Here is a 25,526-nt window from a genome sequence, read left to right as displayed (position 1 = left end):
AAGTTCACCGGATGCTAATTAACCGAGCGCAGCCCGTGTTCGAAGCAGAAGACGACGATTTGGGTGCGGTTGCGAAGGTTTAGCTTGCGAAGGATTTGGCCTACGTGTGTTTTCACTGTGGATTCTGATGCGTACAGAGTTTGGCCGATTTCTTTGTTTGATAGGCCTTGGCCAACGAGAAGCAGGACTTCGCGTTCTCGCTCGGTGAGTGAATCGTATTCCTCTGGTAGCGCGGGTGTCATGCGAATGTCGCCGGTGAGCAGTTTGTCGAGGTTTTCTGGTGACAGGACGGAATTACCGGCGTGAACGGTTCTGATTGCTTCTTGGAGCATGTGCGGGGATACATCTTTGAGGAGGAAACCGCTTGCCCCGTGGCGAATTGCTTGTGCTGTGAGCAAGTCAAAGTCGAATGTGGTCAAGATGATGATTCTCGGTCCTGCTCCGGGTGATTCGACTCGTTCACCGCGCAGAATTCGTCTGGTCGCTTCGACTCCGTCCATGTCGGGCATTCGGATGTCCATCAGCACGATGTCTGGTTGCAGTCTGGTGGTTTCTTTGATGGCTTCGAGGCCGTTGGTTGCGTGCCCTACAACTTGCATGTCGGGTTGAGAGTTGACCATGATCTCGATTGCGTGCCGAAATAGCTCTTGGTCATCAACGAGTAAAACGCTGATCTGGTTGGTTGCTATTTGGCTCATGCGGTTTGTCCTTGCGAGTGGGCGAACGACGTCTGTGCTGGGGGTCGGGTCGGGGTTTGTACGCCTTGGAATGGCAGCCAGGCTAATGTTGTCACGCTCCAGCCGGACGGTGTTTGCTGTGAGGTGATGTTCAAGGTTCCACCCACTGAGGAAAGCCTGTCGCGCATTCCGGCCAGCCCGAAACCGAAGACTAGTTTTGGTTCACCATTCTGTGGGTTAGCGGCGTTTGTGACAGAAATCGTTAGGCCGTTGTGCCAGCTTAGTGCGATATCAATGACGGCGGAGTTGTCGCCATGCTTGAGAGCGTTGGTCAGTATCTCTTTGAGCACCAAGGTGGCGACCTGGTTGATCTCTGGTGCCAGCGGACGTGGTGTTCCGTCAATTGTAGTTCGCACGTCGATACCAGTGCTTTGAATTGATTGGATGATCGGGGCGAACGGGTTGGTGTTTGTGTGAGCAGTGTCGTGCACGACTGCTCGAACTTCTTGGAGTGACGTTTTGGCGGTTGTCGAGATGGTGGACAGAATCTGTTTGATTTGTTCGACATCGTCAACGCACGATGCTGCTTGTGCTTGGGCGGCTATTACGGCCAAGGAGTGTCCCACCACGTCGTGAACATCTCTAGCAAGCTGTGCTTTAGCCTTTTGGGTTTCAGCAAGTTCATCGGAGAGTCTGGCACGTTCTTCAGCCGCTAAACGTTCCTCGTGTTCTTGTCGCTGTTGTTCCTCTGCGCGCAGAGCACGGATTTGGCTGCGCCTAATCAGACCCAAGAGCCACGGCAAAATGACTAGGCAAACAGCGGCGACGATATATACCGCGCGTGGCGTCGTACCAGGCCTAATCTCACTCACTAACCTCCACAGCGGACCAGACAAAGGCGACGACGAAGTCAGTGAATCACCCCCGGCCCTGCTCGATACGACCAAGGCACCCACAACGAGCCCGATAGGGGCAGTCACTCCGGTTACTATTACGATCAATCGTGAACCGTAACAGGAGACCACCCACATGGTGTAGACCACGCCTGCCTGCGCCAGGGTGAAATCTGTCTCAAACATCACTTGGATGATCAAGGCTAGCCAGTTCAATGCGTACCCAAGCAACGGAACGTAACGAACAACGAGTACGCTCAACGCAACGAGCATGACGATGAATACCAAGGTCAGATCGTGATAGGGGCCTGGATCTTGCCCGATAGATGCGACGAGCCCCAGCAGAAGTAGCAATCCGGTCGCAACCATTCGTGGAATCAGCCCATGTCCTTTGACCACAGCCCGGTCGCTACCCACAGCAGATCCCACATCTTTTTCGTCGGGCATGAGAGTGGGTGCTTCTTGCTTGTCAGAAGCCATCTCGCACCTCACCTAGAATCGTCGAGCCAATCTTTATTGTGCCATTGTCCTGCTGTAGCTTCGATGAACAAGTGGCAGAAGGACGACAGCAACAACGGTGTACAACACGAGGATGAAAGGGATCTGCCGAAAAACTGCGCCCCCTATTTCGTAAATGTAGGGGATACGAGCGCAGTTCATGATGTTGGTCAGTTGATCAGGCGTCAGAGTGAAAAATGTCAGGAAAGGCAGGGCTCGTCCGACAAACGGAGAGACAAAGAACAGCACAAAAGGAACAGCAACAGCCAAACTCATTTTTCGTGTTCGGGACGCGACCAACATGCAGATGGAAGCCGAAAGAAGACTGGCAACAAACCCACCGACAAGAACCAGGCCGTACATTTGGCTAAACGTCACCGAATACACAGCGTAAGGTTGCGAGAACTGATAAGCGGTATCTGCGCCGCTGACTCCCATGACCGCAAACGATATGGCGGACAGCAAAGCAATACCAGCCCAATAAACCCCTGTTGTGATGATCAACCCTGCAAAGATCTTTGTTCGAATGGCTTTACTTCGTCCGTATGTGGTGGAGAAGAAGACGGCGTCCGCATGGTTGCGGAACTCGTCGGCAAAGATACCGGAGGTAATGAAACTTATAACTATGATGAGGATCAGGCTGAACGTTGTGCCATATAAAAGCATGGTGTCCCAGGAATCGTACGCTTCATAATAGAAGGGAGTCTCAATAGCGTCGTATTGCTTCTGCAGGTATTGTGCCTTCGCTGGGGTGTCACCATACTCGTGGCTCATCACCCGAAGGTTTTCCTGGTAGATGTCATAAATCGATGCTATTTGTGAAGGCTCAGCAGATAGTACGGCTTTGTAGTCATCAAATTCGCTGAATTCACCGACGAGCATCTCGCTTGTCAAGTAGATAATGTCAGAGCGGGACTGCCAATCAGTACTACTTTCTTTGGTCGCAATCGTGCTGATCGTCTCTGGGGTGAGTTCGCCTTGCCACTGGTTCTTATCAGCAACGAGGGAGCGGGCAGCAGAGATACCGGTATGGGTTTCACTACTGGAATCTACAAACTGGAAACTACTGATCGCAAAACCGCTGAAGACCACTGCGAGCACAACAACAGCAGCAAACAATGCGCGGTTGACTCGGTTGTTCACGATTTTCTTCAACTCGTACATCAGCATGATTGGATTTCCTTTGCTTTCGTGCCGAAATAGATCAAAAATGCGTCCTCTAAGGTCACGCCTGTTTCTTGAGCTTGCGGTGTTGGCGGATAGCCAGAGAGCACGCGTAGCTCGGTGGCACCGTGGGGAGCTGTTTTGACGTTCGCTACTAAGAACTGCTCAAGATAGTGACCCACTTGGCTTTGGGGTACCGTGAAAACCCACGCTCTCTTTTCGAGGGAGGCGACGATTTCTTCAGATGTTCCCGTAAAGATAAATTGCCCCTGGTTCATAAGGATGATGGTGTTTGCGATGAATTCGATGTCAGAAACAATGTGAGTGGACAGCAATATCAGTATGTTTCCAGAGAGTTCGCTAATGAGGTTGCGAAAACGGATTCTTTCACTGGGGTCGAGCCCTGCTGTAGGCTCATCCAAAATCAATATTCTCGGGTCATTCAGCATGGCTTGAGCAATTCCGACACGTCTGACCATGCCGCCGGAAAGATTACGCATTCTCGTCTTCGCAGAGTCTTTCAAGCCAACCTGTTCCAGGAGGTCGAATGTTCTTCGTTTCGCAAAATCGGCTCGTAACCCTTTGAGGCTTGCGATGTACATCAAGTAGTCCATGACATTGAGATCAGGATAGAAACCAAAATCTTGCGGAAGATAACCTAACTGTTGCCGGTACGCCTCACCCATCGTGAAAATATCTTGGCCGTCAAAGGTGATACATCCACTCGTAGGCCGGGTCAAGGTGCAGACCATCCGCATCAACGTCGTTTTCCCGGCCCCATTGACGCCAAGAAGGCCATAAACGCCCGTTGTCAAAGTCAGGCTCACATTTTTGACAGCAGCATTCTTCCCATATCGTTTCGTGAGGTTATGTAGTGATAGCGCCATTAGCATTTCTCTTTCTCGTAGTGGGCATTCTCCGGTGTGACAGCCAGATATGCCCGTTTTCCTGGTAGCTCCTAATCGAGTCATAGATCTCGCAAGATACGTAGAGTGTCTTGGATATGCCCATCACCCGGGTTGTTGATGTCGTCGTAAGGACAACCCATCGTGACGATGACGTACTGCTTTCCTGCTTTTTCAGCGAGCACGACCCAACACAATCCGGCTTTCTTTGTGGTTCCAGATTTTCCGCCGAGAATGCGAAAGTCACTTCCCGGTGCGAGATTGACTTTGGACAACACCGAATGTTCAAGTCGGATTCCACTCGGATGCACGGACGTGTTGCTTGTTATGAACGTCGATGTGGTGAAAAGCACACGAAAATGCCCGTTCTGTAGTGCAGCTTCAGTCAAATAGGCAATATCTCTGGCCGACATCCATTGACCGAACTCGTCTCGACCTTCCACGTTGGTGAACCGGGTGTTACGTAACCCGAGTTCTTTAGCAAGTCGATTCATGTCAGGAACCAGCAGTTCAGAGCTACCAGCCACATTCGTGGCTAACGCATTAGCTGCTTCCCCACCAGAAGCCAAAATCGTCCCATACAGCAGATCCCGATATGTCGTCCGTTCCCCGGGAACAAAACCAGCCATGGCAAGGTCATTCCTTACAGCCAACTCGTACGATGCATGATCTACTGGCGCAGATGCTGACAAATCTTCCAAGTGCTGCAATGAGGCATAAACGGTCGCAATCTTCACCAAAGACGCCGGAGCCCTCTTCTTATCGCCCTGGATGTTGATCACTTCAACCTGATCTGACAAGTTATAAACGAAAACGCTCTCGGAGTTATAGGGCGATGCGAAATGCTGTAACGCGTCCTTGACCACCGACGAAACGGTGATCATCGCAACGATGGCGACTGTCAAAACTAGACAGCCAAGGCGTCTGCGTTTTCTTCGATACTGCATCCCAAGCGCTCCTAGAGAATCCACTAGTCGCCTACAAATAGCGACCTGTTAAGCACTCTAAGTTCGCGACTTCCCGCTATACATCGTCACAACGAGCCGAACTGCCGCACCAAAGTACATCGCAAATAAGACTTTGGTACGAGTAAATGTGGTACGAGTTCGGCTCCGACCAAACCCAGGACGGGGAAATCATGATTCAGATGAATCACTGCAGTCAGGAATTACTTCACTCAGTTAAACTTCGCCTCGGCAAAACACCCTACGTGCTCCCGCAAAACTTGTACCCGCTAACGGTGGCAAAAATTTACACCCCCTTGCGCAGCACTCGCTAACGCAAGAGGGTGTTTATCATTTTCGACGTCCTAGTGGATACTTAGACGTCGAAAATAATAAAAGCCGCATGAGCCCTTGAACCCCTGTTGAGCAGGGGTTTTGTCGTTTCTGAGGCTGTTCGTTGGGGTGCTGGACGTCCGGTGATCTGGTGCTCGTCGCCATGACGTCCGCGCCGCAGGTGCACGTTTCTGGTTGAGGGGGTCTGCTGGTGGGCTTGCGTTAGCGGGTACCTAGTGCGGGGGTTAGAACATAAAAGCTGGCATCGAGAAGGCTTCTGGCACGTTGTATCTGATTTCGTTGGCTTCTTTGCGGACGTTGATGTTCGAGCTTTCGAGGAGAATCGGGTTCAGGTAGGGCTTTCCTTCGTGAAGGAAGATCGCATTGAAGACGTTGGTTCGAATGTAGGTGGCGCTCTCGCGGGTGAATCCGAGTCGTTGGAGAAGGATGGTTTCCTGCTTTGTCGTGCCGTATTCGATGTACTCGTACCAGTCGTTGTCGAACTGCTCTTTTCCGTGGACCTTCTTGTATTCGTTGGAGAATTTAAGAAAGTAATTCGATAGCTCAAAAAGGATTACTTGCTCAATAGCTTCAAGCGTGTCACTAAAAACAAGGTTTCGGTGTTCTTTCGAATCTAGGTAGCGATTCGGTTGCCGATTGATCCACACAATTCCAGTTTTCCGGTGATGCTCGATTGCACGATTCATGATGGAACGCAAACCGTGTCCCTCCATCCACTGCAACAGGAGGACGGTGTACCAGGACAGCATAGCGAGTTGGTCACTTCCCTTGGTTGTTCTCCCTAACGTCTCGGGATTGTAAATTCGCCATTTGAAGATTGAGGCAAGCCGCTGAAGAAACGCGAGGGTCTCGTCGTAACTGAACTTTCCGTTTGGAGAAAGTTGTGGATACTGGAGTCCAGCTTGGATTGTGTACGTCAGCGCTTCTGCCTGGTCAACGGAGACATTGATATCGTCATCTTGTTGCCCTTCTCTTTGCGCGAAGGACTCTCGGATTCGGCTGACGGTTTGGTCGTCGAGGTAGTCGGAGAATTCTTCACGCACCAGGCTTTGACGTCCGGTAGTGATGTCGCGCAAGAGCATGAGACCGAATTTGCGTTTCATATCATAACGCTCATAGCTCTCATTCCCTTTGGAGAATTCGATGCGACCTTCCTGTAGATCCTTGACGACACCTTGCTTCATTTTCTTGCTGATAATTTGTGAGTCAGTTTGCACAGATAACTTCTGTGCAGGAACGTTCGCTTGTAGGAGTTCCTTGGCCTTTTGCTCGGATGCAAGTTGGTCGCCCACGATGATGAATACGTTGCCGTAGAGGTTGAACTCGATACGCCCGACTCGGCCGATCAGGTTCTTGAAGTCGACTGCTGTCATTCCTGCTCTGCCGATTTTGTTGGTTGTGATGACGAGGTTGTCGGCGGGAAGGTTGACTCCTTCTAGAAGCGTGCTGGTACAAAATATTGTCGAGATTTTGCCTTCGCGGAACAGACCTTCGATGCGTTCGCGGATTGCTGGTGGAAGGTAGCCGATGTGGTAGCTGACGCCTCTACGGATAAGACCGCTGAGGTAGTAGTCCTCGTGGACGTCGCGTTCGATGTCTTTTGCGAGAGCGTCCAAGTCTTTATCATTGAGGTCTGCCATACCCTGGGCATAGGCACGCGCCGCTTGCACTGCGTGATGTCGGGCAGAATGGAACACGATGGTTTGCCCACGGTGATCTGAACCTTGTGATGATTCACTAACAAATCGGGTTATGCCCTGTGCGGTAGCGTCCTGAGCTTGAAGTGAGGCTAGGTGCGTGAATTCTTGGGTGTGGTCGTTGTAGCTGGAGATGGTGTTCTCGTGCAGGTTGACGAGGTATTTGAATTGTGCGACTGGCGAATACTGGGTTGCGACCGCGTTGGTTTCATTCTCGTCAGAGTTAGGGTCAACCAGCCTTAGGAATACCTCTGGGTTGGGAATGTTGGGTGAAGCGAAGACGAAGTGTGGTGGCTTGTGGCGGTGTTGAAGGATTGTCACGGTTTGGTAGTAGAACGGGGCGCGGCTGTTCTTGCCTGAGAGTTTGTGTGATTCGTCGAAAAAGACGTACTCGAATTCGATCGTAGGTTTGCCGATCAGAAGGTAAAGCAGGCGTTCTGGGGTGAGTACGAAGATGAAGTTGTGATCGCCTTCGAGCACGATGTCACCGGCGGCACTGACGATTCGGTAGTTGTGCCGTTCAAGGTCTTCGCCAAGGTCAGCGATCAGTTTCGAGCGGGTCTCGTTGATCAGCGCTTTTGACGGCACGATGATCGCAAAGTTGGCCTTCACCCCGGATTTGATCTGGTTGGTGATGAAGGTGCGCATGATGAAGGACTTGCCCAAGGATGTTGGGGCTGAGAAGGAAAACTTGCCGTCGGTGAGGCGGTCGTAGATTTTCTTTTGCGGCGCGAAGAACTTCATCGTTTTGTCACCGGGCACGGTGAGGTACTCGGCCTGGTAAGCATTGAATGCGGCGTCAAGGATGCCCGCATCGGAAGTCACGCCCAACTGCTTCAGGCCTGGGTAGTTACCTAACGTGGTGAAGATTGCAGGGACATATGCTTTCGTTCGCGCATCTTGTGGGTAGAGGATGTGGCACAGGAGCGCGATTTCTTGCGCCCACACCCTATGCCGGTCACGGCTGGTGGGGTGGGTTGATTTCGACAGCAGGTCAGCGAATCGCAGCGCTGCTTCAAGATCCACATCGTACGGTTGACGATCCGCCAGCCCCAACCGATGTAAGCCGTAGTTGTAGAGCAGGTTTGCGTACAGCTGTTTGAGAAATTTGTTGGAATCAATGTCGGAAAATACGAGCTCGCCGACGGTTACTTGCTTGTCAGACATGGCTACCACCTGGCCCGCCCACGAGCCCATCCATGATCGTTCCCGCATCGACGTCTACTTCATTGAGGGGCAAAACGTAGATGTAGAACGAGTAATTATCGAGGTTTCGTGTGTTGATCTCGTTGGCGATCATTTGGGCGTGCGCGGCGATATCTCCCTGCATTTTCTGATCGAGCGCAGACCGATACTGTTGGTTGCCATAGTTTTTCGGATCTAAACCGATGTCGTAGCCCAAGAACATCGAATAAGCGGTATCGAACACGGGTGCCCCGCCAGGATTTGGGATCAACAGATCCTTCACGTACCCTGCGGTCGTTTCGTCGAGGGTCTTGGTGAACACGGTATTCTCAGCGAGCTGAACTTCGCGTGTTCGGTGCTGTTCAATATCTACGACGCGGTCGAATGCTGCAGTGATGGCATCACCGATGTTGCCGACCACACTGGAGGTTCCAAACACGATGCTGCTGGTGGTTCGCTGACCGTCTGGTGTGAGCAGGTGGATGGCGTCACAGCGGCTGTGGATCTGACCTCGGGCCTGGTTGAGCTCGATCTTACTCAGCACTTTGGGTGCTTCGAGGATTTGTTCGAGCAGGACGTAGAGCAAGATTTCGCCCAGCCCCATGCCGTCTTGTTGTGAACGCATCCGGTTCACCGCGTCGAGAGCGACCTCTTCGAGATCGTCTCGCTGCTTATAGCCTTCGTATTCGGCGCGCGAGAAGACGTAGCGTCCAACGTTGCGTTTGAGGAATTTGACGAGGGCTGTGTGGTCGAAGCGGTTGTTTTGGACAGACAGATGGAACAGGCGTAACTGTTCGTCGTTTCGAAGACCTAACATGTTCGAATGCGCCACCTCGGTGAACGTGGACGCGAACGTGTCACCGCGCAGCGTTGGCGTGATCGTTGCCTGTGTCATCTCGTCTTCTCCCAAAAGGTGTCCTTCCCGCCTACAGCTTTTCGAGGATACGCACGAGCTCCGACAAAGTAACCGCCCCGTCAGGTGGAGTGACGCCATCTTCGAAGACCATGTAGTAGCGATAACCATTGCCAGACATGTTCGCCCACGCCCGCCCGAGCCTGATCTTGCGGTTAGAATCGTCGTTCTTCAAATGCTCGCCCTTGGTCTCGACAACCACGATGGTGCCGCTGGTGGTCATCACGACGAAATCTGGGTAGTGGTTGAACGGCCCGTTGAGGCAAAAGCCCTTGCGTTCAATGACACGGTGCCACCAGCGAACGTTGTCCATTCCAGAGAAGCGACCAGCGAGTTCGAGCTCAAAGCCGTTCATCTTGTCTTCGGCCTCATACAGGGAGCCGCCAATCAGGGAGGAAGCATGAACGGGCTGGATCGCTTTCGGGAACGCATAGAGCGGTTGAACATCAACGCGGCGGGTCTCGATGTCCTCATAGAACCTCTTGACCTTGTGCGCTTCCAAAAGACCGTCAATTTTCTGTTTGACCTTGCTTGCTACCGCATGCGGGTGTTCTTGATAGGTCAGCAGTTGCTCGGTGTCGAAGGCCTCAACCATCCGCACGATGTATGCGCGCAAGTCAGAGTCAGTGATCGAATTGATCGGTTTGATCCGTTGGTAGATCGCTTCAGCTGTGTTACGTTTTTGTCCTTCGATGCTCAGTTTCGAGAAGTGTTCGCGCATGAACTTTTGGTCGGTGCTCGACATCCGGAAGGCTTTAGGAACCTCGGAGTCCTTTCGCACGTCGATCTTGTACATCTGTTCATCTGCCGTCGACAAGTCGATATCGATGTCTTTCGTAGCCAAGTCGAAGTCACCTGCTAGTGCCTCGTGCTTGAGCTCGTTGTATCCCTCATGAGCGGTCGGGAACAATGCTGATCCGGGTTCTTGGATGACGAATTGGGGAAGGCGAAGGGTTTCGATCTCGTCAGCGAATTCGGGGTTGACGAAGCTCGTGTCCACAGCATCCTCCAAATCCGAGGGAACGTAACCCTCACCCATCTGGGCGGCTTCTTCGGCCTCCTGCTCATAGTCCGCACCCTGCTGAGCCGCCTGCTCGATCATCGAAGCAACCGTCAGATCCGGCGAAGGCTCTGGTGAACTAGCGGATTCTTCGCGCGCATCCAGATCAGCTGCAACCTGTTCTTCATCGAACTCCAGGAACTCTTCAACGTCCATACCTTCCACTGAGTCTGACGACGTAGGGGCGGGTTTACTGGACTGGTTCGCGCCAGTGAAGTCGAAAGCAACTTGATCGGCTGCACGGAAGTCACGCTTGGAGAATCCAGCACTGTTGAGACCCGCAACGATCTGTTTGAGCGTGGCCCCGAAATCGTTCGAGGAGGTCAACACGTAACTCATGTTCAACAACGTGTTCGGCTGCTTCTTCGCGTGGGGTTGGCGCAGAACACGGCCAAGGATCTGCTCAACATCGACCTGACTGGTCTTGTTCGCCAACGACGCCAAAATGTAGGCAAAGGGACAATCCCAACCTTCCTTCAACGCGTTCACCGTGATGATGAACCTGATCGGACACTCCTCGCTCAGCAGGTCCACGCCCTTGAGCTCGTTCACGTCGGCGGTCTTGATCGCGATCTGCTCGGCAGGAATACCCGCCTTAACCAGCTTGTCACGCAACCGCTCAAACGAAGTCGCATCCTCGCTCGTCTTCGGCTGAGCCTGGAACAACACGATCGGGCGAATATAAGCGCCACCATTCTCATACTGCTGTGTAGCGGCGACCTCTAGAGAACGGCGAAGATCGATCGCATCCGTAACAACATCCTTCTGTGAGGACCGGTTATACGCGATGACCGGAAGTTTAACCATGCTCTCGTTCTTGAGCGAGAGCGCATCCACATACGAGATCACGTTCGCTTGCCGCTTCGGGGTCGCGGTCAAATCAAGAATGAACGCAGGGTTGAAATTCGTGAGCATCTCCTGGCTTAACGTGCTCGTCGCGTGATGCGACTCATCCACGATCACCACAGGATTCAACTGGTTAATCACCTGAAACAAAGCCGTCTCATCCGCGTTCTCGATCGGCTGCTCCGGGGCACCAAACGCAGTCGCGAACGAGGCGAGATTCCCATTGGCCTGGTATGCCTTGCGCCCGTCCTTTGTCCGTGAGCGGAACGAGTCATACGAGAGCACCATCACCGACAACTGCTCAGCCACCGTCGACGGGCTGAAATTCTGCCCCGCCAGCAACTCTTCCTTCGAATACACCTCAACCCGGCCACCAAAATCAGTATTCAGCTTCTGCCGATACGGGTGCGAGGAATTCTTCAACGCCGCCAACGTCTGCGTCAAAATCGAATCCGACGGCACCAGCCACACCACAGCCTGTTTCCGCGTCGGCGGCAAAGCCTCAAATATCGGCTTCACCGACGCACACGCCAAAAACGTCTTCCCACCTCCAGTTGGGACCTTGTAACACACGTGCGGGACGCCATCGATCACATTCTGGTAGCCCGGCATCTGCGGGGTGCCAACCTCGATCTGGCGAGACTCCCAAAACATCTTGAAAGCTTCGCTCAGAGTGGGCTGCTCGTTGACCTGCGTGAGGTAATCCTTTAGATCGGCGATCACCCGGTTTTGATACTTCTTCAACTCCATAACCAAACTCCTTAGAGACGGCTGATATCCCGAGGGATCTTCTTAAACGTGATATTCAGCGAGCGCAGCTCCTTATCCGACAACAAACAGGTATCGGCATAAATCACATACGAACTAGCCGCACACTCAGACGGGATCGAAGCCAGATAGCCACGATCCAAACTCGTCACACGATCCGGCTCGAACACGAAAAACAACGACGCATCCTCATGCCGACCCAGGAAATACGGATGAGCACTGGTCGGATTCGAGAACGGCTGCCCAGTTTCGGTGAACCACACATACTCACGGACCCGCTCAAGAGGAACGTCGGAATTCAAATCACCATCAATAAGCAGCGGCTCGCCAAGTTCATAGAAGGAGAAAGATTTATCCAACTTTGCCGACAACAAATCTCCTTCCAGCTGTTGTTTGATGACTCTCTTGACGCGTGTGGCGGTAACACTATCTGCATAGTCTCCGAGCTCCACGAGAATAAAGTTACGTTCTCCTGCATCCTCGGAATTTAGTTCGAGGACCGCATGGGCCGTAGTTCCGGACCCGGCAAAGGAGTCGAGTACAACCGATGTTCTTGAGGTCACGCGTTGTAAATATTGCTTAACCAAGTCGACAGGCTTTGGGTATTGAAAAGCAGATTTACTGCCGAGAAGATCTGCGATTTGCTCTCCGCCGCGAGTGGTAAAAAGCTGTTTATCTAGCCAAACTGTGGGGACGCTAGATGAACTTGTCTCATAGTTAATTACTTCGAGGGTTGGGATTTTAGGATTGTCGGAAACACGACGCGTTTGAAATTCACCGGACTTAATCTTCTTAATCACTCCGCCAGAGAGGTATTGAACCGTCCATGCATTCTTCGTTTTGTCTGTCGACGGAACGACTTTAATGAATCCTTTTTCCCAATCACTCAAAAGTCGATCAGGGATCAACCTCCAGACGCAAGGGATGCCTTTCGCTGTAACTGGCCAAACTGCTTCGCACCCTTGAGGTGCTTCCGAATAATCAAACTTGAATTCAGAAAGGTCGCCACTAAAAGCACCAGTAGACACACGCTCCTGCAAGGAAGGACCGACTCCGACTATTTTCCCCGCGCTATCAATGAAAATCGGATAGGTCTGGTTTGGTCGCTGAACCTGATCGAAGGTAGCTAAGTTCATTCCATGGTACGCCGAACTATATTTCTTCTTTCCTTCATCGTATGTATTCGGATTGAACTCGACCGGCGCAACAACTACTAGGTATTCATTACTGATACTGAAACCTTTTGAAGGTTTACCACCGGAGGTTTGTACTGTAATCGGTACGACTTGTTTTGTTGAGAAAACCTCCTGCAATACAGGTAGAAGGTTTGGAAGCTCGTGCATGCTAATGCTGACCGCCATCACGCCTTCGGGAGACAGTAGTTTTTGCAAAAGACGAAGCCTTGGATACATCATGCATAGCCATTTGTCGTGGCGTGAGAGGTCTTCGCCTTCTTTGCCGACGACTTCGCCAAGCCATTTCTTGATTCGTGGGTCGTTGACGGCGTCGTTGTAGATCCAGCCTTCGTTGCCTGTGTTATAGGGAGGATCGATGTAGATACAGTCGACTTTTCCTTCATAGCGTGGCAGGAGCGCTTTGAGGGCCTCGAGGTTGTCGCCGTGAATAATCATGTTCTGTGAGCCGTTGTCCGCATCGTGCTGGCCGTGCTCGTCATATGAGTATTGGCGGTCGAGGACGCGGTAGGGAACGTCGAGGTGGTGGGTGATCACCTTGTCTTTGCCGACCCAGTTCAGTTCTGGCATTAGCGTTCCTCCTTAGGCTCGTGAATGTTGTTGGTATGTGGTTCTTCTGCGGCTTGACCGGTACGAACCCATTCATCGATTTCTGAGAGTTTGAACTTCCAGACCCTGCCGACCTTGTAGGCAGGAAGATTATGGGTCGCGATCCATTTCGTGATGGTCTCCCGGCGCACACCAAGGTGAGCTTGTGCTTCTTTCATGGTGACCCAGTTTTCTAATTCAGCTTCGCTCATCGTTCCTGCCTTATCGCGTGAAGATCCGGGTTAATAACTGTGGCATCGACATTGAAGGTCATGCTTTCACGAGGGAAGCAGTTCTCGCCATCCGCGTTGTGCATTTCCCAGTGGCTTGAGGCCACCCCTTCATAGCCTTGTGCCCGAAACGTGCAAGAAATCTTGATGAACTTTCCCGTCGCCGGTGGGCTGTCAGGAATGGTGATTTGTGTGGTGCCGACGGGTCGTATTCGCGGGTTTGTTGGATTCGTACAGACGAGTGTCCGACCGGTCCAGTCGATGCTGCCAACGTTGCGCAATGTCCAGGTGTGAGTGAACTCGTCCCAAAATCCTGGCTTGTGTTTTTGCAGTGCGGGCGGTTCCGTCACGTCGACGCGATCTCCTTGATAGAGCGGCTGCGGTGCAGGGTTTATTTCGCCTGGTTCCTGGCCTTCAAGGCGAAGTCGGTAGCAGCGTTCGAGGACATCGCAATGGTCTGGATCATGGATGATCGCATCAAACCAGTCGGTCAGTGCCCAGATGAAGGCGTCAGGTTCAATTTCCATGCTTGACGGAAGACCGGCGGAAGCGCCGATTTCGCGGCATCGATCTTCCAGCGTGTATGTGGCGCGACGGGGTGGGGTGATGTGACCTAGCAAGAACTTGTGCAGTGCCTGTTTCTTGATCTGATTCGGTAGCGAACCGCGAACTGGGTCAGATACTTCTTGGTCGCCGCGAAAGAGCGCCGTCCAGTACGGAGTGGAATAGACTGCGGCGCTTCCTGCTGCCTCAAAAACTGCGCGTGCGAACTTACTCTGCGATTTTATCGGAGCTTTTGGCTTGTAAATTGCGCGGCAAAAGGCGCTCAGGGTCAATGATCCACCTCCGTCACACACCGTCTAGAAGAAACTCTAGAAGATCTAGAAATTCCTGCCCTTTCATCGTCCGTCGTCTAGAAAATTCGTCCACTTTGATTGAAGTGTGAGCAAAACACGAGCCGACGAGACGAGCAACATCACTCTCATTATCGCACGCCGACTCGCGCGAACGCTCATGAACACGCACCAACTGGTGGTGGGTGTCGTAGCGCGAGCGAAGGAGGTGAAGAGCGTGGGTAGGAACCGCAAGCAGACATCGCGTGCTGTGGCACGCAAGGCATCAGCTGTGCTGCGCGATGGCCGTTATGGCAAGGACTCGAAGTCTGTTGCCGCGTCGGCGTTGGCGCAGACTAAGCCGTCCAAGCACGGCAAGTAACCGCGCGTTACCCCGTCCGGTTTTGACGTCTGTCATGACCGTACGGGTGAGGGCGAGGTGCTTGCGGTGGCCACCGGCACTGACGTTCTCCAAGCCTGAGCGTGATTGTTCGGGAGCTCATCTGGCGGATGAGCAAAGCCCTATGGCGGGTGCAGGCCGTGGGGTTAGACAAACAAATCACTAGTGAGACCTGCTCTGGGAGCGCTCGGCGGGTCACCTCACCCAACCCCTCTTTGCTGAGGGGCGGGTGGGGTGGCTCGCCTTTGTCGTCTTCCTAGCAGTTCTTACCAGTGATCTGAGCCAAACAGATCAGGTCTCCAAATCACCGGGATTCCCGGAGAAATGGAGATCCTTCGATGAAGGTCACCTTCAAGCACGAAGCAGACAACAACAAGAACGAGTCCGTCACTGACGCTTTCGACATTGACCCTGGCGAGTTTGCTCTCATGATCGTTACCGACCGCCAGCAACGCGCCGCAGCTACTGGTGTTCCGCTCGACCAGGTCAAGCCCCGCACGGCACAGAAGATTCTCGACGAGTTGTGGAACGCAGAAGAAGCGGCCACGCATAAGGCGGTTCGCGCCGATCGCGGCAAGGGTAAGAAGAAATGCACGTGCGGGGCTGGGTGCGCTCCTCGACGTGGATGCCGTCTGCCGAACAACGCATCGTTTTCGTATGAGCAGATGCTCGAGATCAATCTTGACCCCGCTTCGCCAGGTATGAGCGCTGAAGATCAGGTTATTGAACGTGAGGACAGTGTCCAGCGTGCCTGTGAGCTCAAGGTGATGCGTGGCGTCATCGCTAAGTTGGATCCCCAGCATCGTGAGGTGATGACTCGTCTGCTTGCAACCGACAAGCTCAATCAGGCGCAGGTGGCGCGCGATATGGGGTTGAGCCGTGCTCGGGTATCGCAGCTGGTGGCAGAGGTGAAATTGCTGATCCGGCAGGCGGTTGAGGAGGCTCGATTTAACACTTCGGGCGGTGTCGGCAGTGGGGTGAAGGGAGAAGCCAACCGGGCTGCTCCCACCAACATGGAAGAAAGGTAAGCCCGATGGCTCGACATAGTCTCAAGCTTCATATTGCCCGGCGTATCCCTGACGATCCAGGAATCGTCGCCACCAAGAATGTGACGCTGCGTGAACGGCTCATGCGCCTACTGCTTGGTACCCCGCGCAAAGTCATGATTCTTGTCCCTGGTGATTCGGTTAAGCAGATCGACATCACCGAAAACACCGATGACGACCTCATGGCTCTGGCTGATGCTCTCAAGGCTGGTGAGTCCAAATGATGATGCCGGAAATTAACGCCTTTATTCGTGATGGGAACCAGGCGCTGCGGTCGCTTGCTGATTTGCTTGCGCGGGCTCAGCAGATCGTTGAGGAGAGCTTCGAAGACCACGCAGGAATGCCTGGTGAACGCCCGGAGCTTGCCCTGCAGATCAAGGAACCCTTCGAAACCATCCCAGCCACGCATAACCAGCCAGAACTACTCGCGGACGAGCCAGAGGTTGAACCTGAACTGATAGTGACGCTCGAAGAAGTACGTGCTTTTCTTTCCGAGCTCTCAGCGCAAGGCCACACCGCAAAGGTTCGTGAGCTGATCGTCGAGGCTGGTGCCGACAAGCTCTCAGCGGTGGATCCGTCGAAGTTCGGCTGGCTGCTTCAACAAGCGAAAGGGATTGCTGATGGCACCGTCTGATCACGCACTCCTCTCAGCTTCTGGTGCTCACAGGTGGCTCAACTGCACCCCCTCCGCTCGTCTGGAATCCGATGAGCCGGAGTCGACGTCGGCTGCGGCCGAGCAAGGCACCGCCGCCCACGCCCTCGCCGAGCACAAACTCCGCCGAGCACTCAAGCAGCGCTCGAAACGTCCAGTCTCGACCTGGATTGATGACGAGATGGAAACCTTGACAGACGACTACGTCGCTTACGTCCAAGAACACATCTCCATCGCCCTGGAGACCTGTGGTGATCCGCAGGTGCTGATCGAGCAACGCCTGGACTTCTCCCACATTGTTCCTGGCGGTTTTGGCACCGGGGACTGCGTGATCATCGCCGAACCTACCTTGCAGATTATTGATCTGAAGTACGGGCAAGGCGTGTTGGTTGAAGCCGCGAACAATCCGCAGTTGATGCTGTATGCGCTCGGAGCGCTTCACGCCTTCGGGATCCTGTATGACATCGAGACGGTATCAGTGACGATCTATCAGCCGCGCCGGGGCAACGTCGACACCTGGGAAATCTCTGTTGCCGAGCTCGAACACTGGGCTGAAACCGAGGTCAAACCTAAAGCCGAGCTCGCCGCTGCAGGTAAGGGTGAGTTTTGTCCTGGCTCGTGGTGTCAGTTCTGTCGTATCGCGCCAACGTGTCGAGCACGAGCCGAAGCCAATCTTGCGCTTGCCAAGCTCGAGTTCACTCCACCAGCAGAACTTAGCGATACAGAGATCGCTGACGTGCTGGCCCGTATACCGCAGCTCAAAACATGGGCGGCGGATGTCGAAGCCTACGCCCTGTCGAAAGCCGTCAACCAGGGCGTGGTCTTTGAGGGGTTCAAGCTCGTCGCCGGACGGTCGGTACGCAAATACACCTCCGAAACCGACGTTGCTGCAGCGGCTGAAGCGGCTGGTTACAAGGACATCTGGGATCGCAAGCTCATCACTCTTACAGCAATGGAAAAGCTGATGGGTAAACCCGCCTTCAACGAGATCCTCGGTGATCTCGTGACCAAACCTGCAGGCAAACCCACATTGGTGCCTGCATCCGACAAACGGCCGCCGCTCGACCTGGTGAGCGCGGCCACCGATTTTCAACCAAACAAGTAACGAACAGAAAGAAGAACAAGATTATGACTACTCAGAATCCGACCCGTATTGTGACCGGCGAAGTACGCCTCAGCTATGCGCATGTGTGGGAGCCGAACTCGATCCAAGGAGGCAAGCCCAAGTACTCCGTCTCCCTGATCATCCCCAAGACTGATACCGCCACGATCACTGCGATCGAGCGCGCGGTGGATGCGGCGATCGAAGCAGGTATCGGGAAGTTTGGTGGCAAGCGACCCAACAAGGCAGCCCTCAAGCTCCCGCTGCGCGATGGAGATATCGAGCGTGACGACGAAGCCTACAAGGGCGCCTACTTCCTCAACGCCAACTCCCTGACGGCTCCACAGATCGTCGATCAGCATGTGGCACCAATCCTGGACCGCGCCGAGGTCTACTCAGGCTGCTACGCACGAGTATCCCTGTCCTTCTACGCGTTTAACACGAACGGCAACCGAGGAATCGCCTGCGCACTGGGAAACATTCAAAAGACCCGTGACGGTGAAAGTCTCGGCGGCGGGCGTGTCTCGGCTGAGACCGACTTCGGTGCCTTCGCCACTGATGAAGACTTCCTTAACTAACCATCCCCACACGTGGAGGGAACCAGCACATGCCGTTGGTTCCCTCCACATTTTCCTCTGATGCGAAAGGAACCCCGTCATGCGAACACTCTTTTGTGATATTGAATCTTTCAGCCCCGCCCAACTCGCCAAGACAGGCGTCTACCCGTATTGCGAGCACCCAGACTTCGAGCTTCTCCTGTTCGGATATTCGGTCGACGGTGGCCCAGTTAAGGTTGTGGATCTCGCAGGCGGACAATCTATGCCCGACGAGGTGCTGGCGGCTTTGGTGGATCCGGGCGTGGTCAAGTGGGCACATAACGCCGCTTTCGAACGAGTCTGCCTGTCTGCCTGGATTCGCCGCCATCATCCTGAGCTTCTCGGTGAGGGGTTTCTTGACCCAAGGCAGTGGCGCTGCACTATGATCTGGTCGGCCTACCTTGGTCTGCCGATGAGCCTCGACGCGGTAGCCACGGTTTTGAAACTTGACGTTCAAAAGGATGGTGCGGGTAAGAAGCTGATTAAGCAGTTTTGCACACCCGCCGCACCCTCAGTCTTGAATGGCGGTAAGCGACGTAACCCACCATCAGCGGATCCGACCGGGTGGGCGCGGTTTATCGACTACAACCGGCGCGATGTCGAGGTTGAGCTCGCCATCCACGACAGACTGGCGTTTTTTCCGATGCCAGAGTCCGAATGGGACACCTACGCTCTTGATCAACGCATTAATGATGCCGGGATTCTTCTCGACCACACGCTCGTGGACAATGCCGTTGCCGTGGATGAACATCACCGTAACGCGTCGCTTGCGCGGGCACAGACATTGACTGGGTTGGAGAATCCGAACTCGCCAATCCAGCTCAAACAATGGCTCCAAACCAATGGCTGCGAACTCGAATCACTAGCGAAAGCCGACGTTGATGCCGCCCTCGATACCGCGACTGGCGCGGTGAAGGAAGTCCTCGAACTGCGCGGTGATCTGGCGAAATCTTCGGTGAAGAAATACCAGGCGATGCAAAACGTCGCAGGCAGTGACGGCCGGGCACGCGGGCTCATCCAATTCTACGGTGCAGGGCGTACCGGACGCTTCGCAGGACGCCTCGTCCAAGTCCAAAACCTGCCAAGGAATTACCTGACAGATCTCGACCAAGCACGCACGCTCGTCAGAACAGGCAACCTCGACGCACTTGAGCTGCTCTACGAGTCCGTGCCCGACACCCTCAGCCAACTCATCCGCACCGCCTTCATCCCCAGCACCGGCCACAGGTTTATCGTTGCGGACTTTTCCGCAATCGAAGCGCGCGTCATCGCATGGCTCGCAGGAGAAACAACCACCCTGGACGCGTTCCGCGAAGGTAAAGACCTCTACTGCGAAACCGCTTCCCGCATGTTCGGCGTCCCAGTCGAGAAACACGGCGTTAACGGTGAGCTTCGTCAGAAAGGGAAAATAGCGGTGCTCGCCTGTGGTTATGGCGGCTCCGTCGGCGCGCTTAAAGCCATGGGAGCCCTCACCATGGGCTTAGTCGAGCACGAGCTCAAACCGATCGTGGACGCATGGCGGCAAGCCAACCCACACATCGTTGGGCTCTGGGCAGACGTCGAAGAAGCAGTCATCGCCGCGATCACATCTCGCCAGCCAATCCGCTTGCGTAACCTGCGATTCTCCGTTGAGTCTGGGATTCTCTTCATCGAACTGCCCTCCGACAGACGGCTTGCTTACGTCCAGCCGCGTCTGGGTGAGAACCAGTGGGGTGGAACATCCATCACCTACACCGGAACCACCACAGCACGCCGCTGGGGACAGTTAGAAACCTATGGCGGGAAACTCGTCGAGAATATCGTCCAAGCGATCGCTCGTGACCTGCTCGTCACCGGCATGCACGCCGTCGCCAAGTCGGGGCATCGGATTGTGATGCATGTTCACGACGAAATCGTCATCGACGAACCCGCCACCAGTAAGGCGACGGTTGAAGATATTTGTGCGCTCATGGCTAGCGTGCCCGATTGGGCTACCGGTTTACCGCTAGAGGCTGACGGGTATGAATGCTCCTATTACCGCAAAGACTAGCTAACTTTTATCACCCAACAGCAGTGATGGTTTGGTGTTGAGTAGTTCGTTTAAATATTGGCCGATTTGCTGGTTTTCTTCGAACTGCTCCGTGTTAGCTTCGAGTTCTTCCATGTATTCAAGTAGACACATCAGGCGCATGTTTTTCGCCATCGCCCACACCGTTCCCTTATCAATCTCACTCATGCCATCCATGTTCACTCACGCAGCACTGTTTGTCTGCGGGGTATACCCAGCATGGATTTAACACTTTTAGGTTCGTCGGCAGTGGGGTGAGGCCCTAAACTCCTTGTGCCGCCCGGCACGACTTTTTCTCGACGGGGTCTCGGGAAGGAACCCCGCCATGGGAAGCCAGATTCAAACATTTACCAACGACGTGTTCGGCACCATCCGCACTACCACCACTGATGGTCAGATCCTTTTCTGCGGCAAGGACGTCGCCACCGCGCTCGGCTACGTTAACGCCAGCAAGGCAGTACGCGATCATGTTCGCGCCGATGGGGGTCTAAAACGTTACCCCATCGTCGATGCCATGGGACGCGAACAAGAAGCCACCTTCATTACCGAAGGCGACCTCTACCGCCTCATTATTTCCTCGAAGCTCCCGGCAGCGCAGAAGTTCGAATCCTGGGTGTTCGATGAGGTGTTGCCGACGATTCGTCGCCACGGCATGTATGCATACGACGAACTGCTCGCTGATGATGAATTCCTGGAGCATGCCATCGCCACGCTGCGTGCCGAGCGGGCCAAGCGCCTGGCAGCAGAGCAAGCCTTGTTGGAGGCGGCACCGAAAGTCTCGTACTACGACGTCGTGTTGCAGTCCGATTCGTTGTTGACGACGACGGCGATTGCGAAGGACTACGGACTTTCCGCGAAGAAGCTCAACCGGATCCTACGTGACATGCAGATCCAGTTTCATCAGTCTGGCCGGTGGTTCCTCTACGCCAAGTACGCCGAGCAGGGATATACCCAGTCGAAAACCCACGAATACGGCGAAGGACAGACCCGCACCCACATGTACTGGACGCAAAAGGGACGCTTGTTCATCTACGACCTTTTGAAGAACCAGCTCGGCATCCTCCCAATGATCGAGCGTGAAAGTCAGGTGCAAGCATGACCGTCACGACACTCGATATTGGGCTGTCGAAGAAGAACACCGAAGGCTATCTGGACCTGACGAGCTACCACGCGCTTAAGAAGCTCCAGCGTGAACAATTCGGCTACCGGCCCTTGATTTATATCTGCTCGCCCTACTCCGGCGACACCGAGGCGAACGTTGAGCTCGCCCGCCAATTCTGCGGGCTCGCAGTAAGCGCGGGCAAAATCCCATTCGCCCCGCATCTGCACTATCCCCAGTTCATGGACGACGCCGATCCCGATCAGCGTGAGCTAGCAATGTTTTTCAACCGGGTGCTTCTCGCCAAGTGCGAAGCACTGTGGGCATACGTCGGACACGTCAGCCCTGGTATGCGCTTAGAGATCGGGTGGGCACGTGACCTCGAATTGCCGATCAAGTTTTTCGATTCTGATTTCAAGGAGGTCACCCCATGACCACGCCCTTCACTTTGTTTTCCGCCACGGTTACAGGCGTGCAGAACAATAACCACTACCCGCATCGACACGAGGTCACTGATGCGGCCTCGCTATCGGGGGTCGTGGGTTTTGATCATGTGGCGGCCACGTACGTGAATGATCGCCGCTCAACCGCAGCCTTCATAGCGTCGGACTGCGTGGTCATGGACATCGACAACGACCACACCGAAACACAGACCGAGTGGATTACGCCTGAGAAGCTTGGCGAGTTGATGTCTGGGGTCGAGTTCATGACCGCCACCTCCCGCAACCACATGAAGCCGAAGGGCGTGCTTTCGGCTAGGCCACGTTTCCACGTCTACTTCCCAATCCACACGATCACGAACGCCGACGAATACGCCAGGCTGAAACACCGCCTCGCGAGCCGGTTTGGATTCTTCGATCGTAACGCTCTGGACGCAGGCAGGTTCATCTACGGCACCCCTAACCCACACGTCACGATTCACGACGGTAACCAGCTGCTTGATGAGTGGTTGGATGCGGCTGACGAGATCGATGTGTTTGCTGCCTTCGATCAAAGTACTCTCGTGATTGGTGAAGGCTCGCGCAACGCTACGTTGTCGCGCTTCGCCGGGCGAGTCCTCATCCGCTACGGCGATACCGACCAAGCACGAGACCTCTTCGACCGCAAAGCCAACCTCTGCGAACCACCACTCAGCGAGGGTGAACTGCAGACGATCTGGAACTCGGCGTGCAGGTTCGCCACGAAGGTCGCCTCCGACCCGAGCTATCTGCCGCCAGAGGCTTATGAGGCGTTGGCGGGTTTGCGCCCGGATGATTTTTCCGATGTCGGTCAGGCAGACACATTAGCTGGCGAGTATGCGAACAAGATCCGCTACTCGCTCGCCACCAAGTGGCTTGTCTACGACCATGGCGTGTGGGATGAGAACGACCTGTCCGCACAAGGCGTGGTTCAGGAATTGACCTCCCGCCAGCTCGAAGAAGCCGACCGCCTGATCGCGTCCACGTGGGAGACCATGACGGCAACCGGCGCAGATCTAGTCATGGCCTCCGCCTCGTCGAAAGCACGCGGCATCGCCAAGCTCACGCCTGTGCAAGCGACCGCGTTCCGGGCATGGGATGAGGCAAAGAACTACCACAAGTTCGTTCTCTCCAGGCGTTTATCACGCAACATCACGGCCACGTTGAAAGAAGCCGGGCCAATCTTGCAGGTACGTATCCGCGACCTCGACGTCGACCCCTACCAGCTCAACACCCCGTCAGGTACATGGGATCTACGCGACAGTAGTAGCCACGAGCACAACCCAGCCGATCTGCTGACCAAACAGACCGCTGTCAGCCCCAGCAAGGAGGGCGCACAGATCTGGGCCGACGCCCTGGACGTGTTCTTCCAAGGAGATCCTGAGCTGATTGGTTACGTGCAGCGCATTGTCGGCCTGGCAGCTATCGGGCAAGTCTTCGTCGAAGCCCTCGTCATCGCCTACGGGGACGGCCGCAACGGCAAATCCACCTTCTGGAACACCATCGCCCGAGTGTTGGGGACGTATTCGGGCACGATCTCAGCCGACGCGCTCACTGTCGGGGTACGCCGCAACGTCAAACCCGAACTCGCCGAAGCCAGAGGCAAACGGCTCTTGATCGCGGCTGAAACCGAAGAAGGCATGCGCCTATCAACCTCGAACGTCAAACAGCTAGCCTCGACCGATCAGATCTCGGCAGAGAAAAAGTTCAAGGACCCCTTCGCCTTCACACCCTCCCACACGCTCGTGCTCTACACGAATCACCTGCCGCGTGTGGGAGCCATGGACGCAGGCATCTGGCGCAGGCTCATCGTCATCCCGTTCAACGCCACCATCGAAGGCGATACGGACGTGAAAAACTACGCCGACCACCTGTTCGAAAACGCAGGCGGAGCAATCCTTTCCTGGATCATGGAGGGCGCGCGTCTCATCCACGCCGAGGGCTACAAGCTCAAAGCCCCGCCTCAGGTGGTTCAAGCCTCGCAAGCATATAAGGAGGACAACGACTGGTTCGCCCAGTTCCTTGAGGACTCATGCGACGTCAAGGACGGATTATCGGAGAGGGCTGGTGACCTCTACCAGACGTATCGGGCGTGGGCGCAAAACACCTCAGGATGGGCGCGCCCGATGGTCGACTTCAACGCTGCGGTCGAACAAGCCGGATTCGTGCGGAAAAAGACCAAACACGGCATGTACGTCTACGGGCTCGCGATCGCATCCGAATTCGGCAACTAACCCCATGGTGACGAGCTGTGACGAGCCATTCCCTACCTTACGCATGTGAAATTACATTGTGTTTTTCTCTATATAAAAGGTTAGGAACGACTCGTCACATGCCGTCACCCCTGAATCGAACTCAAGGAGTGACCATGAACGAGAAAACAATCGAAGCGAAGCTCAAGAAAGCCGTTGAAGCCTCTGGCGGCTTGTGCTGGAAGCTTGTCTGCCCTGGAACCACGGGTGTACCTGACCGGATATGCCTGATGAGAAACCGGGCTGTTTTCGTTGAGCTCAAAGCACCAGGCAAACAGCCACGCCCAATCCAACAGCATCGGATGAACCAACTGCGCGACCAGGGATTCCAGACCTTCGTTGTTGATTCGGTTGACGGCATACGGGAGGTGCTTGATGCATTATCAGCCGCATAACTACCAGTGGCAGGCGACCCAGTTCATCATCGACCACGACGAGGCCGCGATTCTCCTTGGCATGGGGTTGGGTAAGAGCGTCATCACGTTGACGGCGATCTGGCAGCTCATGCTCGACTACTTCACCATCTCCCGAGTGCTGGTTGTCGCGCCGCTACGAGTAGCACGCGATACGTGGCCTGCAGAAATCGCGAAGTGGGATCACCTTGATGGGCTCACGGTGGCGGTGGCTGTTGGAACCAAGCAAGACCGGCTGGCGGCGTTAGCCAAGTCTGCGATGGTAACCGTCATCAATCGTGAAAACATCCCATGGTTGGTGAACCAACTCGGGGGTAGCTGGCCGTTCGACATGGTCGTCATCGACGAACTCTCCAGCTTCAAAAATCATCGAGCCAAAAGGTTCACTGCGCTGGTGAAAATGCGGCCCTTCGTTAAGCGCTGGGTCGGGCTCACCGGCACGCCCGCGTCGAATGGGCTGATGGATGTGTGGGCGCAATTCCGGCTCCTCGACGGCGGCGAGCGTTTGGGTAGGTTCATTACCCGTTACCGCGAGCGCTGGTTCGTGCCCGATAAACGCAATGGGATGCAGGTGTTCAGCTACAAGCCCCGTGTGGGTGCTGAGGATGAGATCTATAGGGCGATTGGTGACATGACGTTGTCGATGAGAACCACCGACCACCTGCAGCTACCAGAGTTGACGGTGACGGCAACGCCTGTGGTGTTGGAGCCGA

General features: G+C 54.5%; 24 protein-coding genes. 12 read left to right on the top strand and 12 right to left on the bottom strand.

Annotated elements, in window-relative coordinates:
• Positions 1–14: 14 nt before the first annotated feature.
• From G556_RS0106085 to G556_RS0106030, 11 genes are all read right to left on the bottom strand, one after another.
• Entirely contained in the window at positions 15–698 is a 684-nt protein-coding gene (locus tag G556_RS0106085) for a response regulator (protein WP_028822138.1), read from the bottom strand.
• Complete coding sequence (locus G556_RS0106080; RefSeq protein WP_028822137.1) at positions 695–2,050, bottom strand: sensor histidine kinase; 1,356 nt, start codon at positions 2,048–2,050, stop codon at positions 695–697. Before G556_RS0106080 ends, G556_RS0106085 begins: the two co-directional genes overlap by 4 nt.
• 33 nt (positions 2,051–2,083) lie before the next feature.
• Positions 2,084–3,238: an ABC transporter permease gene (locus tag G556_RS0106075; RefSeq protein WP_028822136.1), complete on the bottom strand. Its 1,155-nt coding sequence runs from the start codon at positions 3,236–3,238 to the stop codon at positions 2,084–2,086.
• Positions 3,232–4,119, bottom strand: coding sequence for an ABC transporter ATP-binding protein (locus G556_RS0106070; RefSeq protein WP_028822135.1), 888 nt, complete (start codon positions 4,117–4,119; stop codon positions 3,232–3,234). Before G556_RS0106070 ends, G556_RS0106075 begins: the two co-directional genes overlap by 7 nt.
• 80 nt (positions 4,120–4,199) lie before the next feature.
• Entirely contained in the window at positions 4,200–5,042 is an 843-nt protein-coding gene (locus G556_RS0106065) for a D-alanyl-D-alanine carboxypeptidase family protein (protein WP_162139761.1), read from the bottom strand.
• 617 nt (positions 5,043–5,659) lie between these two features.
• Positions 5,660–8,299, bottom strand: coding sequence for a DEAD/DEAH box helicase (locus tag G556_RS0106055; protein ID WP_211219441.1), 2,640 nt, complete (start codon positions 8,297–8,299; stop codon positions 5,660–5,662).
• Entirely contained in the window at positions 8,292–9,212 is a 921-nt protein-coding gene (locus tag G556_RS0106050; RefSeq protein ID WP_028822131.1) for a HamA C-terminal domain-containing protein, read from the bottom strand. The genes G556_RS0106055 and G556_RS0106050 overlap by 8 nt, the downstream gene beginning before the upstream one ends.
• Before the next feature lie 31 nt (positions 9,213–9,243).
• Positions 9,244–11,886: a DEAD/DEAH box helicase gene (locus G556_RS0106045; protein ID WP_028822130.1), complete on the bottom strand. Its 2,643-nt coding sequence runs from the start codon at positions 11,884–11,886 to the stop codon at positions 9,244–9,246.
• 11 nt (positions 11,887–11,897) lie between these two features.
• A complete protein-coding gene (locus tag G556_RS0106040; RefSeq protein WP_028822129.1) occupies positions 11,898–13,667 on the bottom strand; it encodes a site-specific DNA-methyltransferase in 1,770 nt (589 codons plus the stop codon).
• Complete coding sequence (locus tag G556_RS0106035) at positions 13,667–13,897, bottom strand: helix-turn-helix domain-containing protein (protein ID WP_028822128.1); 231 nt, start codon at positions 13,895–13,897, stop codon at positions 13,667–13,669. The genes G556_RS0106040 and G556_RS0106035 overlap by 1 nt, the downstream gene beginning before the upstream one ends.
• Positions 13,894–14,751 (bottom strand): NBR1-Ig-like domain-containing protein, encoded by an 858-nt coding sequence (locus G556_RS0106030; RefSeq protein WP_028822127.1) that lies wholly within the window; start codon positions 14,749–14,751, stop codon positions 13,894–13,896. Before G556_RS0106030 ends, G556_RS0106035 begins: the two co-directional genes overlap by 4 nt.
• Positions 14,752–14,857: 106 nt before the next feature.
• On the opposite strand from G556_RS0106030, the gene G556_RS10410 reads away from it, so the two are divergent.
• From G556_RS10410 to G556_RS0105995, 7 genes are all read left to right on the top strand, one after another.
• Complete coding sequence (locus G556_RS10410) at positions 14,858–15,130, top strand: hypothetical protein (RefSeq protein ID WP_211219445.1); 273 nt, start codon at positions 14,858–14,860, stop codon at positions 15,128–15,130.
• 356 nt (positions 15,131–15,486) lie between these two features.
• Complete coding sequence (locus G556_RS0106020; RefSeq protein WP_028822126.1) at positions 15,487–16,176, top strand: sigma factor-like helix-turn-helix DNA-binding protein; 690 nt, start codon at positions 15,487–15,489, stop codon at positions 16,174–16,176.
• 5 nt (positions 16,177–16,181) lie between these two features.
• Positions 16,182–16,418 (top strand): hypothetical protein, encoded by a 237-nt coding sequence (locus G556_RS0106015; protein ID WP_028822125.1) that lies wholly within the window; start codon positions 16,182–16,184, stop codon positions 16,416–16,418.
• Entirely contained in the window at positions 16,415–16,828 is a 414-nt protein-coding gene (locus G556_RS0106010) for a hypothetical protein (protein WP_028822124.1), read from the top strand. The genes G556_RS0106015 and G556_RS0106010 overlap by 4 nt, the downstream gene beginning before the upstream one ends.
• Positions 16,815–17,951 (top strand): DUF2800 domain-containing protein, encoded by a 1,137-nt coding sequence (locus G556_RS0106005; RefSeq protein WP_028822123.1) that lies wholly within the window; start codon positions 16,815–16,817, stop codon positions 17,949–17,951. The genes G556_RS0106010 and G556_RS0106005 overlap by 14 nt, the downstream gene beginning before the upstream one ends.
• A gap of 23 nt (positions 17,952–17,974) precedes the next feature.
• Positions 17,975–18,526, top strand: a complete 552-nt coding sequence (locus tag G556_RS0106000; protein ID WP_028822122.1) for a DUF2815 family protein — start codon at positions 17,975–17,977, stop codon at positions 18,524–18,526.
• A gap of 79 nt (positions 18,527–18,605) precedes the next feature.
• Positions 18,606–20,573 carry a DNA polymerase gene (locus G556_RS0105995; protein WP_028822121.1) on the top strand — a complete coding sequence of 656 codons (1,968 nt, stop codon included), beginning with the start codon at positions 18,606–18,608 and terminating at the stop codon, positions 20,571–20,573.
• On the opposite strand, the gene G556_RS0105990 is transcribed toward G556_RS0105995, so the two are convergent.
• Positions 20,574–20,759 carry a hypothetical protein gene (locus tag G556_RS0105990; protein ID WP_211219440.1) on the bottom strand — a complete coding sequence of 62 codons (186 nt, stop codon included), beginning with the start codon at positions 20,757–20,759 and terminating at the stop codon, positions 20,574–20,576.
• Between the two features lie 157 nt (positions 20,760–20,916).
• Between G556_RS0105990 and G556_RS0105985 the strand changes: the two genes are divergently transcribed.
• The 5 genes from G556_RS0105985 to G556_RS10405 all read left to right on the top strand — a co-directional run.
• Positions 20,917–21,690 (top strand): phage antirepressor, encoded by a 774-nt coding sequence (locus G556_RS0105985; protein WP_028822119.1) that lies wholly within the window; start codon positions 20,917–20,919, stop codon positions 21,688–21,690.
• Positions 21,687–22,124 carry a DUF7768 domain-containing protein gene (locus G556_RS0105980; protein WP_028822118.1) on the top strand — a complete coding sequence of 146 codons (438 nt, stop codon included), beginning with the start codon at positions 21,687–21,689 and terminating at the stop codon, positions 22,122–22,124. Before G556_RS0105985 ends, G556_RS0105980 begins: the two co-directional genes overlap by 4 nt.
• The gene (locus tag G556_RS0105975; RefSeq protein ID WP_028822117.1) at positions 22,121–24,382 is read left to right on the top strand and encodes a phage/plasmid primase, P4 family; all 2,262 of its coding nucleotides are present in this window, start codon (positions 22,121–22,123) and stop codon (positions 24,380–24,382) included. The genes G556_RS0105980 and G556_RS0105975 overlap by 4 nt, the downstream gene beginning before the upstream one ends.
• Positions 24,383–24,516: 134 nt before the next feature.
• Positions 24,517–24,795: a VRR-NUC domain-containing protein gene (locus G556_RS0105970; RefSeq protein ID WP_028822116.1), complete on the top strand. Its 279-nt coding sequence runs from the start codon at positions 24,517–24,519 to the stop codon at positions 24,793–24,795.
• The coding region (locus tag G556_RS10405; protein WP_036916134.1) for an SNF2-related protein at positions 24,776–25,526 on the top strand (751 nt) is incomplete at its 3' end. The genes G556_RS0105970 and G556_RS10405, both read left to right, overlap by 20 nt.

The sequence above is a fragment of the Propionimicrobium lymphophilum DSM 4903 genome (assembly GCF_000423485.1).
Taxonomy (GTDB): Bacteria; Actinomycetota; Actinomycetes; order Propionibacteriales; family Propionibacteriaceae; genus Propionimicrobium; species Propionimicrobium lymphophilum.
The sequence above is the reverse complement of the archived record's forward strand: the minus strand, read 5'-3'. Positions and strand labels throughout refer to the sequence as shown.